Source organism: Rhizobium sp. BT04, from assembly GCF_030053135.1.
In the GTDB taxonomy this organism is placed as follows: Bacteria; Pseudomonadota; Alphaproteobacteria; order Rhizobiales; family Rhizobiaceae; genus Rhizobium; species Rhizobium binxianense.
In genome coordinates, this window is the sequence record NZ_CP125650.1 from 337,747 (window position 1) to 352,937 (window position 15,191).

The window sequence follows — 15,191 nt, forward strand, 5'->3', positions numbered from 1 at the left end:
CCAAAGGAGGTGCGATCAGCGGAACGCCCATTGCGAGGATTGTCTGCCCACTCTCCCGGAAGAGATGACGATGACACCTGGGAGAGCGCGGACGTCGTGGCGATCGAGGAGACGGACGATACCGTCACCGTACTTCTCTGGCATCTGAAATACTCGCAGGCAGTAATGGGGCGCCGGGCGGACGATCTTTACCTCGTTTGCGGTCAAGCACAGAAGGGGGTGAAGGGGACATGGAGCTTGAAGAACCTCATCAACCACCTGACCGTGAGAGAAACATCACATCTTAAGGGCCGGGCCCGTTTCATTCGAGGCAGCCTGAATGACTTGGCCACGCTTCGAAAGGCTGCCCGACGCAAGTTCATCGAGTACCGGATCGGGATTGTACAGCCGGGTCTTAACGGTGAAAACATACCCGCAGAACATCTTGCGCTTCTGGGAGCGACTGCCACTTCATACTGTCTGTCACCGGGTGTCCCCTAATGACTGTCGCGAACCGCACCGATCCAGCTTAGCTGCCGGCCACCGTCTCCAGCGGCGCTACTTTCCATGACGGCAGGGCCGCCGCGAACTGTCACGGCCTTCTTGGGGCTTTCGATATCGAAATTGACGTTGTAGCGGTTCCACTCTGTAACAGCGGCAGAGCCGCCGACAAAATCAGGGGTAGGAATGCTCGATGTCCTGCCGATTGTTGCGGCGGGTGCATAGCTGCAGTGCAACATAGACGCTGGCTTCATGGCGCTGGCCCGAGTATTGCTATTTTCATCGAAGCGATGCTTCCTCCCGCAACGCTTCGAAGTTTAGACGGCCCACTCCTCCTCCCAAAGGGACGTCTGTGGGAACAGCGGCACTCCTCCTCCCAGGTCGCCGTTCGGTTCTTTTAGGAAAGCCTGCCGCACCTCCTCCCGCGGCAGGCTTTTCTATTTCGGGGCGATGGGCCGTCAGAGCCCGAGATCAAGTTGGGACTGGGGTCGTGCATTGCCGATCGGAGGTCGTCAGCGTTGAAAGCGTGACGCCGAGCAGCCGCACTGGCCGCTTGAATGGATAGACAGTCGCCAATCGACGGGGCATCGTTCGATGGTGTGCTCGAAGATCTTGGCTGGTTCGGCAAACGGTTCACGCCGGACATGCGCGCCGATGTGCTGCTGTTTCGAGCGGGAGACCGGCGGCTGGTTGCCGTGGATCCCAAATGGATCCCGCTTCGGCTAACGTTGCGTTTTTATAAGATCGACAGGACGCGTGTGGCAAGCAACCAAGTTTTCCTATCTCCAGCGCCGGCTGCGGGCGAGGGCCCGGTCGCGTCTTTGAAGGCCATGATGTTCGGCTGCGTCAAGAGCGCGGCCATGGTCTATGACGATCAACCCATCGTCGACCATTTCCGGCGGATCGACGCCGAGAGGATCATGGGCGCGAAATTTCGCTCTGCGCAAGTAAGGCACGAACCGTCGAGACGGCAGTTCCTAATGAGCTCATCGAAAGGTCATATCATGCTGAAATACAAGCTCTACGTACTCGTGGTAAAAGCCGACGGGAATCTCGCGATCCTCGCCGCGCTTGCCATGGTTCTTACCGCGATATGGCGCGGCGTTTTACCCATAGGAAGTTTCTACTGAAAGACTGGAGGTGCAGGATCATTCCTGCACCCTCCTCACATATCACCACGTTCGCAGTACGCGTGTCACCTATCTCTCACGCGCAACAGCGGAAACGACAAGGTCTGTCATTTGAGAGTTACCCGGAGCGCCCCACCAGTCGCAGAGGGACAGGTAGGAGAAGTCGCTCACACTGTCACCGTAGCCGATCACTGGGCGACCTGGATGCTCCGTCCGAAGCTTTTTGAGCAGAAATTGTGAGGCCACCCGTTTTGAGATCGCAGGCGGAACTAGCGCAAGGTTATTGCCGTTGTGGTGTCGAACCCAACCCCGTTTTTCTCGAATGATCGGCACAATCTCTTCAAGGCGTGAGCCGTCTCCGTCAATCTCTTTGAAGACAACATATGTCGCGAGATCAGCTTCCATCACCGACCAGCACCGGATGTGGACGCCAAGTTCCCTCGCCTTGGTCCTGCCCTCATCGAGGAGCTTATCGAAAAAGCCGGCAAGCGGCCGGAGCTCCCTTGCGACGACCTCATGCCATTCGGCGTCAGGCTTGCCGTCCTTTTTGAGGATGACGGCACCGTTCGATACGATTGAGTAGCTTTCAAACGCGATCGTAACGCGCGAAAGAGCCTCAGAGCCGCGCGCCGTAACCGGGATGGCCTCCGTGGAGACGAGCAGCCACTCGACAAAGGCAGCTTGAATCTTCGTCATATAGGAGTTGCTTCCATTAATGGATTTGGACGCCAATACCAGATCGGCTTCCGCAATCTCCGGTATCTTTTTCTTGGTTTGAAACAAGGTGTCGTCGAGGTCCACCAGAGCAATGGGCTTCATATGCGTACTCCAAAATGCGACTGGTTAAATATCTGATCGATTGCCAGATGTGAGCTTTCGCGGATTCTCCATTGGCAATGAATTTTACGATACGGAATTTGTCACATCTCAGTTTCCTTGACCTGCGCGCCGAGCTCGTAAGTAGACATACGTGGAGATTAGGAGACGTGCCGGATCAGCGTGACGGCGCGGTAGGGGGCGATCTTTCTAGGGGAGACGACATACGGGACGCCTTTGTTGTCGATCAGGTACATGAGGGCCGCGAGTTCTGGATCGGTTGGCGACGAGACGTACACCTTTTCCGGCACACGTCGCAGGATGGCTCTGGTCGCCTCCGCAATGCCCGGCTTTACTCGGTTGATGTTCGTTACGGCGTCCTCCCCCATCACCCAGGCGACGGCAGCGGCGGCGGCATCGCGATGCGCCCGGCGGGTCTCGATACTCCAGACGCTCGGGATTTCGGTTGCAATCACAGTGGAGACATCATTCCACATACCATCCACGAATGATCGGGAAATATCGTGTTCCGCGAGATTATCCCACTGGACGCAGGCGTGGAAGTCACCGGGACCGACGAGGGCAGCGTTGAGGATCGAGCGGCTGATAAGCCCGGATACGGTGCATCCTAGCATTCCGGAGGGAATAAGCCAGTCGTCGCCCGATGCGGCGAGCCATGCGCAGCCGCAGGGGTCGGCCAATACAACTAGCCGCGCAGGCCGGTCTGAGTAGTCCTTGAAGCTCTTTTCGAGTTGGTTCGCAATTGCTCCTTTGCCCGTCCAGCTATCTACGAAGACGATGCTCTCGACAGGACGCCTGGCAAGAATGTGGCGCATAGCCTCGTCGTCAACGCCCTTGTCGCGAATGATCGACAACCCGTAGTGTCCGACGTCCCGGCCGAGTAAGGCGATGGCCCTCTTGAGAAGGATGCCGAAGGGCACGCCGGCGCGGACCAAACTGACAAGGGTAATAGGACCCTCGACCGACTGCACGATCGCGAGGGCGAGGCGTGCCGTCTCGGCGCCCATGCGCGGGCCACCAGTGGCCATGGCCTTAGCAAACAGCTCCATGTATTCGCGGGTCGGGGCCATCTCGGCGGAAATCATTTCCGAGTAATGCCGCCGCCCGGATTGGATGGCCTCTTCCCTCGTGGCCGTGTCAGTAGGCTGAATATCCACTCTCTTGAGAAGGAGCGTCACGTCGTATTCGGCGTAGGAGCCTAGTGTGGCAGGGGAGGCGATGCTGTCATAGGTATCCCCCATGGGAGTGATGTCCTTAGGTAACGCGACAGCAGTGTTGTGTCGCTGTGGACTGGCGGAAATGTCCGATCGAGTGAGCCGATTTCGAAGCGGCAGACCGCATGGCCTAAGGCGGCTTCATTCACCTTCTACGTCTGAAAGGACAATGGGATCGCCCAGTGCGGACATCAGGCTGGCACAGACATTTTCCGGGCCTGTCTCCGAGCAGAGTATAATTTTCGAGTACAGCGCTGGATCGACGTTGTAGAGGTAATGTGGAACCGTTCCGCCGTAGTTGTCGGAGAACGAAAGTACTGAACCGATCGCGTGGCCTTTCGACAGGGGAGAACGCGTCACGGATGAATAGAAAACCTCAGCGCCCTCCTTTTCCAAGCGCTCCGCAAGCAGGAAGGGCTGCCACACGTGTTCGCCCGTTCCGAGTACGAGGGTAATCCCGTCATCGGCAGCGTTTGCATTGAGACCCTGCAAGTGATCGACGACGCCGAGACGCGCCCAGTCTCGAGCGACGTCGGGACAGACCTCGGGCCGCTTAGGACGGTCACAGGAAGGGACCTGCGGAGTAGCTGCCGTGAAATCCCCACGCGGAGTCCAACTGTACCGTCCGGAAACGATAGTAGCCTCACTGACTGTTCCCGTGATCTCCGCGCGGGCAGCGCCTTCTGACCAGTCGGTAAGCGTAAGTAGGACTGTGTGCTTCAGCTTCAAACGAATTTTTGCAGGAAGGGCAGCGAAGATGTTGGCAAATGTCTTACCTGTCGAAGCCTCATCGTCAACGAGTACCAAGCCGGTCGCACCATGAACCAAGTCGCGGAGCCTTGCCTCGCATGGTTCGTGCAGGAGGTGCCGCGGGGCATGGCTATGCTCTTCCTCAAATTCGCACAGCAGCGGCAGTTTAAGATCATGGCGAGTGGAGCAGATATATATTGCATCGCCGCGACCAGTGAGTTCGCGGAACCGCCGATGGACACCCGCACCAAGGCCAATGCCCGCTTCGGCTATTCCGATGAACAAAACCGGACCAGGAATATCGGCAGGAATCTGACGTGCAAGGAGGTCGAATGCATTTCCCATGACCGAAGGGCGGATCGGCAGGAATCGACCAAGAACCTTGGAAACAAACAGAAACGAGCGGTTCGGGTTGATTCGCTGCCCGAAGCCGAACATCTCGATGGGGGGTACAAGGCTTCGATCCACGTGAACCGAGATAGTGCCGTCGGCGAGTTGCGCAGAGTATGTTGAAGGATTCACCATTGCCAGCTTTCGAAAGTACGGACGTTTACCGTGGAAAAAATCCGTGCCATATGTTTCCGTGACGCCGCACGCTCATGGCGTCTCGTTGACGAGCAGGGTAGCACTTACCTCTCGAGGCTCAGAGTGCATCCGCGCCACGATATCGCAGGAGAATTCGCCGGCCCTTGGCGCGAAGGCCAGCACGGCCGAGCGCCTCCCTGGTTTCAGCTTCGTTGGGGCTAAATCCCGATCTGAGGCCTTCCTGCCCCGTCGATGCGGCTCGTGACCCATCTCCGACAAAGCGACTGGGGCGATAGAAATAGAGTTTACGTCAGTTCATCCTCGCTCTCTGCGGTGAATCAGTAGCATGAAGTGAAGCAAGGGACGTGCCACTCGGACATGCAGCACGAATGGGAGCTGAATAGGCACCAGAACTCGAATATTGCATTCCAGGTCTCACGCGGCAGATGTCCAGATTGCCGGGAAATTTCGTATTGCATCCATAACGGCTTTGGGCGACGGATTGCGGGACCTGCCATGGCAAGCGCGTGCGGTCGCGAAACCTCAGATGGCGGCGAAGCGCTGCAGTTAAGAGAGATGCTGGAGCGTATATTCGCCTAAACGCTGCTGACGTGGCGGTTGGGCCTTTGAACGGTGGACGAGATCAGCCGGGAAAAAAGGCGTAGCTTCATTGAAATCGGCAGGGTGTACCCCGCCCACTACCGGGGATCAGAGCAGGCCAGCCTTGGCCCCAACCTGCGATGATAGCAGGTGCCTGGGGCACCTCCAGCACGTCGAGGGTTCTGCATCTTCGTGTCAGCCAATAGCCGACAGTTCGCACCACGTTTGTATTCGCTTTGTCTGCTTTACGACAGACTTAAGTCTTGATGCCTGCACTCAGCCGTCGTTGTTCAGTCCCGGCATTTTCATGGAGCGGATCGAGGGTGAAACGTTCAGGCTGCGAAGTCTATGTCTTGCAGACGAACTCGTAGTGTGAGGCCCTTGAGGGTCTTGAGCCTGCGTGACCTGCCACTGAACTTTCATCCAGCGGCGATTAGAGCCTCGGCGGTTTTGAATACGCCAAGTGGCGCGGTGTGAGCAACCGGCAACGCGGATCGTGTCCCAGCACCTGGTGTAGCTGACGGTAGGGAGTAAAGCCGAGCGCCCGCGCGCTTCTCGTTGCGCTGTAGCGGGTGATCGGCTTTGCGGGCGGCCATCAGTGTTTTCCGCTAGGGTCGGGTTGTTCAAGACCAACCTGACGGAAAGATCACCGATGACCAATGACATGATGAACGTGCGTTCGCTTGTTGAGAAGAGTGCCGATGCAGATTTGTTGCGTGAGATGATTGGCTTTGCCGCCGAGCGGCTGATGGAGTTGGAGGTCGGCTCGGCCACGGGTGCTGACTTCGGTGTGAAGAACCCCATGCGGCTCACTCAACGCAATGGCTACCGTGACCGCGATTGGGAGACGCGGGCTGGCACCGTCGAGCTTCGCATTCCGAAGCTGCGCAAAGGCAGCTACTTTCCGAGCTTCCTTGAACCGCGCCGCATGGCAGAGAAAGCTCTGACGGCCGTTATCCAGGAAGCGTATATCCAGGGAATCTCGACTCGTTCTGTCGACGACCTGTGGTGGATGCGACCTATCTCAAGGTCCGGCGTGGCGGCCGCATCGTCTCAGTCGCCGTCATTATCGCGGTCGGCGTCAATAACGACGGTCGGCGCGAGGTCCTGGGTATGGAAGTTGGCACCTCGGAGGCCGAACCGATCTGGACGGAATTCCTGCGCAGGCTAACGCGCCGCGGTCTACGCGGGGTGAAGTTGGTTGTCTCTGATGCACATGAGGGCATCAAGGCCGCCGTTTCCAAGGTTCTCAATGCCACTTGGCAAAGGTGCCGGGTTCACTTCATGAGGAACGTGCTCGCGCATGCTGGAAAGAGCGGCAGGCGGGTCGTATCCGCCTTCATCGCGACGGCCTTTGCCCAGGAGACCCCGGAGGCAGCAAGCGCACAATGGCGCAGTGTCGCCGATCAAATCAGGCCGAAAGTGCCGAAGCTTGCCACCATCATGGACGACGCTGAAGAGGACGTGCTCGCCTACATGACCTTCCCCAAAGAGCACCGGGCAAAGCTGCACTCGACGAATCCAATTGAGCGTCTCAACGGCGAAATCAAGCGACGCACCGAGGTCGTCGGCATCTTTCCGAACGACGAAGCCATCGTCCGTCTCGTCGGTGCATTGCTGCTCGAACAGAATGATGAATGGGCCGTTCAACGCGCCAGGTATATGACGCTTGAGACCATGGCCCAAATGAGCGATGATCCCCAAATCAGCCTGCCCCGCTGTGATGTCGGGTCAGGAAACGAGCGGGACAGCAGGCTAATACACTGCCCGAATTGCCCCGTGTGGACGGCAAGCGTCAAGCCTTGATGCCAAATTCAAACGGATATGAGTGGGGCTTCGCAGCTGCGGCGAGGTCTCGATAGGGTCCGACAGTAAGCCCGAATGAGTGGGCACAATGGGACTGAAAGTGGGATCACTTGGTGAGCCCGTTGTTCCCGCGCGGAGTTCCCGCCGCTATTCTCGCAAATGTCGGACAGCCGCCGCCCTTTGTCGCATTTGTCGAGATCACGACAATCGGTTTGTCCCGCTCTGCTCTACGCACCCGTCAAGCCACGGAGTGGTGCCTGCTTCGCAGCTTTGAATTTGAGAGCGAGCGGGCTACGGCTCCGTCATTGCTGGGGGTCCGATAGGGAAAGCCTGTTCGAGATGCGTGCTTCTCTATCGTCGCACAGGGCGTTTTCAGCATCTTGGGCCCTCTCACCGGTCTGAACAACTGTTTCAGCTTGATCATTTGAGGTTTTCGCAACCGAACGTGCTTGCCGTGGCTGGTCGGCAAGCCGTCGCTCGAACGATCATGGAATGCGATACTAAGTTTTCCGGAATCTGGATTCCAACTGGAATGCAGGAATACGATCGGTAGTAGCGTTTTTAGCTCGCATTTTACGCTGCATTTTCGAGTGGCACGTCGCTTGCTTCATTTCTCGTGCCGCCGATTCACCGAAACTCAGAAAGAGCCAACGCAAGCTCTATGGTGGTGCGAATTGCCCACTGCTCCCGCGCCCAGACGGCGCGGAACCGGCCTAAAAGCGGCATTAATCTTGGCGAAGGACAATTCAAATCCAAGGGAGAGTAAGATGAGCATCACACGCAGACATGTCATCGTTCAGGGTGGCGTCATTGCAGCAGGCCTGCTCGCCAGCGGCCTACCGGGGACAAAAGCCTTCGCGCAGATACCGTCAATCCCTTGGCGGCGCTCACTGCAGGGCTTGGCCTGGAACGACCCGATCATCGAGACCTATCGCGACGCAGTGCGCCTTCTCAACGCCCTTCCCGCCAGCGACAAATTCAACTGGGTCAACCTCTCGAAAATTCACGGCAGCGGTGACGTCGTCAAATACTGCCCGCATGGCAACTGGTATTTCCTGCCGTGGCACAGGGCCTATACGGCTATGTACGAGCGCATCGTTCGGCACGTGACCAAGAACAACGATTTCGCTATGCCGTTCTGGGACTGGACCGACAATCCGTACCTGCCCGAAGTGTTCACAATGCAAAAGACGCCCGACGGCAAGGACAATCCACTTTATGTTTCGTCGCGCACCTGGCCAATCACGCAGCCGATGCCGGACAATATAGTTGGGCCACAGGTTCTCAACACCATCCTAACGGCGAAGCCATACGAGGTCTTCGGCACCACCCGCCCCGAGGGACAGAACTCACTCGATCCTTCCTGGGTCACCACCAGCAGCGGCACGCAGGGGGCGCTGGAATACACACCGCACAATCAGGTGCACAACAATATCGGTGGCTGGATGCCGGAAATGTCGTCGCCCCGCGATCCGATCTTCTTCATGCATCATTGCAACATCGACCGCATCTGGGCGACCTGGAATTTGCGCAACGCCAACAGCACGGATCGACTCTGGGCCGACATGCCGTTCACCGACAATTTCTACGATGTCGACGGCAACTTCTGGTCCCCGAAGGTCTCTGACCTTTATGTTCCAGAGGAACTCGGATACAATTATGGTTTCCGGACCTACTTCAAGGTCGCGGCGGCGAGCGCCAAAACGCTGGCCCTGAACGATAAACTCACGTCCGTGATCGCGGCGACGGCGACCGATGCTGCAATCGCCGGCGTGACGACCACCTCCACGGACAACAGCAAGGCGGCAACGGAAAACGTGCCGCTTTCGCTGCCGATCAAGATCCCGGCGGGCGCATTGCAGGAGATCGTCCGCCAACCGCCTCTGCCATCCGGCATGGATACAATGGATTTCGGCGCGGCACAGGAGCAGGCGGCCTCCGCTCCTCGTGTGCTGGCATTCCTGCGCGATGTCGAGATCACCAGTGCCAGCACGACCAGCGTTCGGGTGTTTCTCGGCAAGAACGACCTTAAGGCCGATACGCCCGTCACCGATCCCCATTACGTCGGTTCTTTCGCCGTTCTCGGTCATGACGGCGACCATCATCGCAAACCATCCTTCGTCCTCGATCTGACGGACGCGATCCAGCGGGTTTACGGCGGAAGGGGGCAGACGGATGGCGAGGCCATCGACCTGCAGCTCATTCCTGTCGGATCGGGAGCGGGCAAACCCGGCGCCGTAGAGCCCGCAAAGCTAGAAATAGCCATAGTGTCCGCCTAACATCCGGACTGGCTGGGTTGTGGAGACATCGATGCGCTATCATCGTTGGGTGCTTATCGCTATTCGTGCGGCGGCATTATCGATGCTGCGCATCGTCAGCCCGGTTCAAGCTAACGAGAGCGACATGCGGGCAACGACCAGTAAGCCCGCGACGATAACCATATCGAGCAGAGCAGTCCACTCATCGGTTGATACCAGTGCGCGGGTCGTCCTTACTGTCACTGGTTATGAACCGTCGACTTCAGGACCAGTGACGACGGTCGTTTCGCTTGACTGCGGCAGTAACGTTCGCGAAATTGGTAGGTTTGGTATTTTTCCGAACAAGGCGTTTTCGGTATTGGACGGGGCAAAGCCTCAACGATTTGGGTTTCCCTTGCCCGATGACCCGTCTTGCCGTCAGCCACAGACCGTCATTATCCGGCTGGAGCCTCAAACAGGCGGCGGTTCGGGCGCCAGCATCACTATCAGCGACGCTAGCATTGAATAGATTGGCAGTCGGGGCTGATTTGCCGCTAGCTCCAGAACCTTGGCGGCAATGAAAGTCCGCCGGATAAAATAGAGGGTTTTGATAGGTTGTTGTGACAAAGGTCCAACGCGCAGCGCCTATCGTGGTCAACAGTTTACAGTCTTGCCGCTGCATTCGGCGACTGATGGTCGTCTGCAAGCAGGCAAAGGTTTTTGGCCGACCCGAGACTAGGCTCAAGATAAAGTCGCTCTTAAAGGCATTGAACCAACGACGCGTTCCTAGATCAGTAAAGTGACTCTTCAACCACTTCAGATGCTTGCGCGGAGTCTGTCCGAAAGCTGCATTGACTTCGCACGCGGTCCAAAACCGATTCAGACTGCGCGTTCAATTCAAAACTGAAGATTAGACGTGTGCTTTTAATGGCACTGGATTTGCAAGGACACGGGCGGCGTGCGGCCATAGGTATCGCTTCCATTCGTGATAGAGAGGCGCGGAGGTTAGTCTTGAAACGAAGAGATTTTTCGACTGTTGGGCTCACTGCTCTTCTCGCCGGGATCGTATTCCCGGCTTTTCCCAGCACCGGATTCAGTGAGCAGCGAAAGCCGTCCATCCCCGCACTCCCTGATCAGCGGAAACTTTGGAGTTGGATCAAAAGGCTCAACAGTTTCGGCCCCCGATTGACCGGCAGCCCGGCGCAAGCACGGGCAATCGATTATCTTGCTGGTGAGTTGAGAGGGATGGGCCTTGAGGTGAAGCGCGATCAACTCACGATGCGCCGGTGGATGCCACGAACCACCGCGTTCAAACTGTCAAATGGTGAAGTAATTGAGGTAGCGGCGCCGTTCCCGTATTCCGGGCTTACACCTCCCGGCGGTATCTCGGGTAAGATGGTTCTTTTCAACGGTCGGGTTCAGGCGTTTGAGAAAGCCCGCAGCAAAATTGCGGTGGTGACGGTAAAGCGTCGGGATCTGGCGGCATTCCTCGAACTGGTGACCAATCGACGCGGCAGCCTGCCGGAAGGCATAGACTTTCCCAAAGCCGTAACCACGCCGCTTATCACCGGTTTGCTTGGCGTACCGATCGACAAGGCGCGTGAAGCAGGGGTTTTAGCCGTCGTTTGCATTTTCGAAGGCGTCTCGGAAGTGCAGTTGAAGGGGCAGGTGCTGCCATTCACCACACCGTATTGGGGCTTACCTGCAATATGGGTGGCGCAATCTGAAGGAGAGCGGATCAAAGCCGCGAGCAAGCACGGTTTGAGCGGTCGCCTGACCTTGGATGGCACGTTGGAAGACGTTGCGACCGATACGATTTATGCGGTTTTGCCGGGCTGCAACCTGCTTGAGACAATCATCATCAACACCCACACCGATGGACCTAATGCGTGCGAAGAGAACGGCGGTGCTGGGGTACTCGCTCTGGCGCATTATTTCTCCTCGCTACCGAAATCTGCCCGCAACCGGAGCCTCGTCTTCGTACTCGTCACGGGTCATTTCCAGCTTCCCCAGTTCGGCCGCCACGGGAATCAGGCGACGGCGACCTGGCTCGAAATGCATCCAGAATTGTGGGACGGCAAACCCGGCCATGCTAAAGCCGTTGCAGGAGCTACGATTGAGCATCTTGGATGTACCGAGTGGCGAGATGACTTTGCAAAAGGGCACCCCGCGCCCACCGGGAAGCCGGAACTCGATTTGATCTATACCAGTAATAAGTCGATGAGTGACGTGTACATCGCTGCCGCACGCGGGCGCAAAAAGGTACGCGCGCTGATAGTCGCCCCAGCGGCGGCGCAGGTGATGTTGGGCGAAGGACAGCCATTATACGCATCAGGAATTCCGACGATATCAAGCTGTCCGATACCGGACTATCTTTGCCAGGTCTTGCCGGGCGGAGGCTTGGACCGGCTCGACCCTGATTACGCCTTTCAGCAAGTCGAAACCTTTGCCCGCACGGTCGACTTGCTCGACAGGATGCCGCGTGGTGAGATCGGAATCGTTCCGTTTAACCTGTCCACTGTTATCGGTGATCTGCTGTAAACCTGACCAACACTAACGCCAGCGAAAATGGCGGTGTCACGCGGTCGGCACTTTAACTGGCGCCGAGGATCATCTGGCTGTTCACGATAGTGCCGGGTCATAGCCGTCCCATCTGGGCACGCTTCGTCATGCATCAGATGACCGGCCTGCGTTTCCACATCGCGGCCTTCGAGGCTCTCGGCGGCGCTCCGCGGGAGTGCTTTGCGACCGGATGAAGACTGCCGTCATCGGTGAGCGTCAGACAGAAGGCATCGTCTATAACCGTGCCACCACCAGCCTTAGCCCCAACCAAAGCCACGCGGACGGCCGCTGAAACATCCTAGTTGGTGGGATCCCACACCGCAGGCGAATCCATCACCTCCTGTCCTCCGATAGTCTCCAACGAGCTGGGAGAAACTGCTGATCCAGGCTGAATGAAGACTTTGTGTGGCTTTCCCTGGCGACGAGCTTGCTGCCCCCTCTCCCGGCGTAGCTGGCTGACCCAGTGCTTGGCATAGACATTGCAGGGGATGAATGCGGCGGTAACTCGTTGGGGTCGGAAGTCGTCAAACTGCTTTCCTAGGCGTCGGCATTGCCTACCGAGCACCTCGCCAGACGGAAGCACGATCGATCTGGCACGTATGTATGCGTACGGGATCATAACCATAGAGGAGTTGAAACGATGGCGGATATTCTTACATCTCTAAACCCGCTCCGGTGGATTGAAGCGCCATCCACGGAACTGGACAGCCAAGTGACCCAAAGTCTATTCCCGATGTTCCAACGCTTGGCGGCAGCGGGCGCTGAAACCGCTAAAATTCTGCAGGTTGCCTTATTGCGCCGCGTGCAAGTCATGTGCGACACCCACTCTACCCGCCAGGGAAAGCTCTTTACTGAGGCCGAACGTCTTGCCGAGAGTCTACGCGAGGTGCACGGCAATGGGAATTTGGGCCACGCTTGGGCGGAATACCTGCGCGACGCTAGTGAGCGCGCCATATTGTGCATGGATCTTCTCCGACAGCGCGGCGACATCTTCCTCGAACATGAAGCGGCAGGCTGTCCGCCGGTTTTCTTCTGCGACTACGAGACAGTTATGGATGGAAACGATCTGCCCTTGAAATCCAATTACGTGTTACTTCGAATGATCCCGCCCCAAGGTGTTAACGTCGATGACACGAAGCGCCCCTTCATAATCATTTGCCCGCGCGCCGGACATAGTCCCGGCGTCGGTGGCCACAAAGAAGACAGCCAGGTCGGCGTGGCGTTCCGGGAAGGTCACCCGGTTTATTTGGTGTCCTTCCGCCGAGAGCCAGAGGGGGGGGCAGTATCTCTCTAATGTCACGTATGCGGAAGCGGCCTTTGTTCGTGAGGTCATGCGCCTGCATCCGCTTGCCCGCCTTCCAGTCGTAGTCGGCAACTGCCAAGCTGGCTGGGCTACCCTTCTGATGGTTGCGACAAATCTCGACTTAGCTGGCCCGATCATCCTCAACGGATCGCCGGTGACACCTACCTCGGGAAATATCGGCGAAAATACCCTCCGCTACATGGCGGGCCTCTTCGGGGGAGCTTGGATAACCATGTTTTTGTCAGATCTGGGCGGAGGCATCTTCGACGGCGCCCATCTCGTACAGAATTTCGAAACGCTCAATCCCGAGCGCCAGTTATTCATGAAGTATGTCGAACTGTTCCGAGATGTGGATGCGGCGAGCGAAGCCTTCCTTAAGGCTGAGAAGTGGTGGGGCGGCTTCTGCCTGATGCGGGGAGACGAGATCCGCTGGATAGTTGAGCACCTCTTTGTTGGTAATCGACTGGCGCACAACAAGGCGTATGGGGAGCCGGACCGGCGGCATTTCGACCTTAAGAAGATCAGGGCGCCTATTATCATATTTGCCAGTCATGGCGACAATGTAACGCCGCCGCAGCAGGCGCTGAATTGGATCCCCGAAATCTATGACAACGAGGAGGAAATCCGCCTTCTCGGCCAGCACATTATTTATATGGTACACAACGACGTCGGTCACCTCGGTACATTCGTTTCCTCGAGAGTAATCAACAAAGAATACAATGAGGTTGCAAGCACGCTCGAGGCAATTGAGGCGTTGTTGCCTGGCCTTTACGAGATGCGCATCACGGACATTCAAGAAGATGCTGGACACAAGAGCTATAGTGTTGAACTGATCGAGCGCACCTTCGAGAATATCCGTGAGTTTAACGACGGCCATGACGATGGAGGTCCCTTCGCTGCCGTCGCCCGCGTCTCTGAACTGCAAGCGCAGATCTATCACACAGTTGCCCGCCCCTTTGTGCAGGCCGCGGTCACAGACATCTCAGCAGACGCCAGCCGAATGTTCCATCCAAAGCGGCTGGAGCGATCGCTGCTGTCTTCTCAGAATCCGATCATGGTTGGCTATAAGTCAATTTCAGAGCAGGTACGGAACTCCCGGGCGAACGCAGCAGCGGAAAATCCTTTCCTGGCTGCGGAAGCGCTCTATTTCAAGGCTGTCGAACAGGCGATCGTGGTCATGCGCGACTGGCGCGACATGGGTTATGAGCTCGCGTTTCACATGATCTGGAACAACCCCTGGCAGCGATATTTTGACAATCCCCACGAAGCATACCGCAAAGGGACGACACTTGACGATATGAGATGGCAGCCGGACATCGCCAATGCGCTCAGGAGGATCGCGATCGGCGGACTCGCCGATGCCATCATCCGTATGGTCGTACTCCTGGTGAGCGATCGTGGCGGGATCCGACGCGACCGCCTGGCGCGCTGGTCACGGGTGCTGACCGAGGACGAGCCCTTCCGCTCACTAAGCGCTGATCATTTGGCCGAAATCACTCGCGTGCAGACGGCTATCGTCACCTTTGAGCCGGAGCAAGCAATCGAGACGCTGCCGCTGTTGCTAACGGAACCGAGGCAACGGCAACTCGCTTATGCAGCCGCTTGCTATATCCCGGGCTCCAGGGCGGAGATGTCATCGAGTACTGTTGCCATGCTACAGCGCTTCGCGGACGTGCTTGGCCAGCCATCGATCGTCGATGTGATTGAGGATCCGCTGGCAGTGACATAGTTTGTTCGTAGAGTAGCG

The 15,191-nt window shown here is 57.4% G+C and carries 10 protein-coding genes and 5 pseudogenes; 9 read left to right on the forward strand and 6 right to left on the reverse strand.

The genetic code is table 11. From position 1 onward, the window contains the following. Nucleotides 1-96 precede the first annotated feature (96 nt). Nucleotides 97-480: a hypothetical protein gene (locus QMO82_RS04965; protein WP_008534295.1), complete on the forward strand. Its 384-nt coding sequence runs from the start codon at nt 97-99 to the stop codon at nt 478-480. On the opposite strand, the gene QMO82_RS04970 is transcribed toward QMO82_RS04965, so the two are convergent. Then, nucleotides 477-734 carry a hypothetical protein gene (locus QMO82_RS04970; protein WP_018447059.1) on the reverse strand — a complete coding sequence of 86 codons (258 nt, stop codon included), beginning with the start codon at nt 732-734 and terminating at the stop codon, nt 477-479. The genes QMO82_RS04965 and QMO82_RS04970 overlap by 4 nt on opposite strands. A 204-nt stretch (nt 735-938) precedes the next feature. Continuing rightward, nucleotides 939-1,056 (reverse strand): annotated as a pseudogene (locus QMO82_RS04975) (DNA polymerase IV); the annotation flags it as partial. 14 nt (nt 1,057-1,070) lie between these two features. Between QMO82_RS04975 and QMO82_RS33760 the strand changes: the two are divergent. Further along, a pseudogene (locus tag QMO82_RS33760) lies at nt 1,071-1,409 on the forward strand (DUF4334 domain-containing protein); the annotation flags it as partial. A gap of 270 nt (nt 1,410-1,679) precedes the next feature. Here QMO82_RS33760 and QMO82_RS04985 read toward each other — a convergent pair. From QMO82_RS04985 to QMO82_RS05000, 4 genes and pseudogenes are all read right to left on the reverse strand, one after another. After that, nucleotides 1,680-2,429, reverse strand: coding sequence for a hypothetical protein (locus QMO82_RS04985; RefSeq protein WP_004675991.1), 750 nt, complete (start codon nt 2,427-2,429; stop codon nt 1,680-1,682). Nucleotides 2,430-2,587: 158 nt separating this feature from the next. After that, nucleotides 2,588-3,688 (reverse strand): cysteine protease StiP domain-containing protein, encoded by a 1,101-nt coding sequence (locus QMO82_RS04990; RefSeq protein WP_004675992.1) that lies wholly within the window; start codon nt 3,686-3,688, stop codon nt 2,588-2,590. A gap of 114 nt (nt 3,689-3,802) precedes the next feature. Beyond that, nucleotides 3,803-4,936: a phosphoribosyltransferase domain-containing protein gene (locus QMO82_RS04995; protein ID WP_011053330.1), complete on the reverse strand. Its 1,134-nt coding sequence runs from the start codon at nt 4,934-4,936 to the stop codon at nt 3,803-3,805. Between the two features lie 876 nt (nt 4,937-5,812). Further along, nucleotides 5,813-5,937 (reverse strand): annotated as a pseudogene (locus QMO82_RS05000) (IS481 family transposase); the annotation flags it as partial. A 251-nt stretch (nt 5,938-6,188) separates the two neighbouring features. On the opposite strand from QMO82_RS05000, the pseudogene QMO82_RS05005 reads away from it, so the two are divergent. The 7 genes and pseudogenes from QMO82_RS05005 to QMO82_RS05035 all read left to right on the forward strand — a co-directional run bounded on the left by QMO82_RS05005 (nt 6,189) and on the right by QMO82_RS05035 (nt 15,173). Then, nucleotides 6,189-7,342 (forward strand): annotated as a pseudogene (locus QMO82_RS05005) (IS256 family transposase). 449 nt (nt 7,343-7,791) lie between these two features. Beyond that, complete coding sequence (locus QMO82_RS05010) at nt 7,792-9,621, forward strand: tyrosinase family protein (protein WP_011053333.1); 1,830 nt, start codon at nt 7,792-7,794, stop codon at nt 9,619-9,621. 31 nt (nt 9,622-9,652) lie between these two features. Then, nucleotides 9,653-10,108, forward strand: a complete 456-nt coding sequence (locus tag QMO82_RS05015) for a hypothetical protein (protein ID WP_011053334.1) — start codon at nt 9,653-9,655, stop codon at nt 10,106-10,108. A 482-nt stretch (nt 10,109-10,590) separates the two neighbouring features. Then, nucleotides 10,591-12,120 carry a hypothetical protein gene (locus QMO82_RS05020; protein ID WP_032984914.1) on the forward strand — a complete coding sequence of 510 codons (1,530 nt, stop codon included), beginning with the start codon at nt 10,591-10,593 and terminating at the stop codon, nt 12,118-12,120. Nucleotides 12,121-12,185: 65 nt separating this feature from the next. Then, nucleotides 12,186-12,382, forward strand: a pseudogene (locus tag QMO82_RS05025) (IS21 family transposase); the annotation flags it as partial. A 399-nt stretch (nt 12,383-12,781) separates the two neighbouring features. After that, nucleotides 12,782-13,435: a DUF3141 domain-containing protein gene (locus tag QMO82_RS05030; RefSeq protein ID WP_245279716.1), complete on the forward strand. Its 654-nt coding sequence runs from the start codon at nt 12,782-12,784 to the stop codon at nt 13,433-13,435. Continuing rightward, a complete protein-coding gene (locus tag QMO82_RS05035; protein WP_245279715.1) occupies nt 13,329-15,173 on the forward strand; it encodes a DUF3141 domain-containing protein in 1,845 nt (614 codons plus the stop codon). Before QMO82_RS05030 ends, QMO82_RS05035 begins: the two co-directional genes overlap by 107 nt. Nucleotides 15,174-15,191 lie beyond the last annotated feature (18 nt).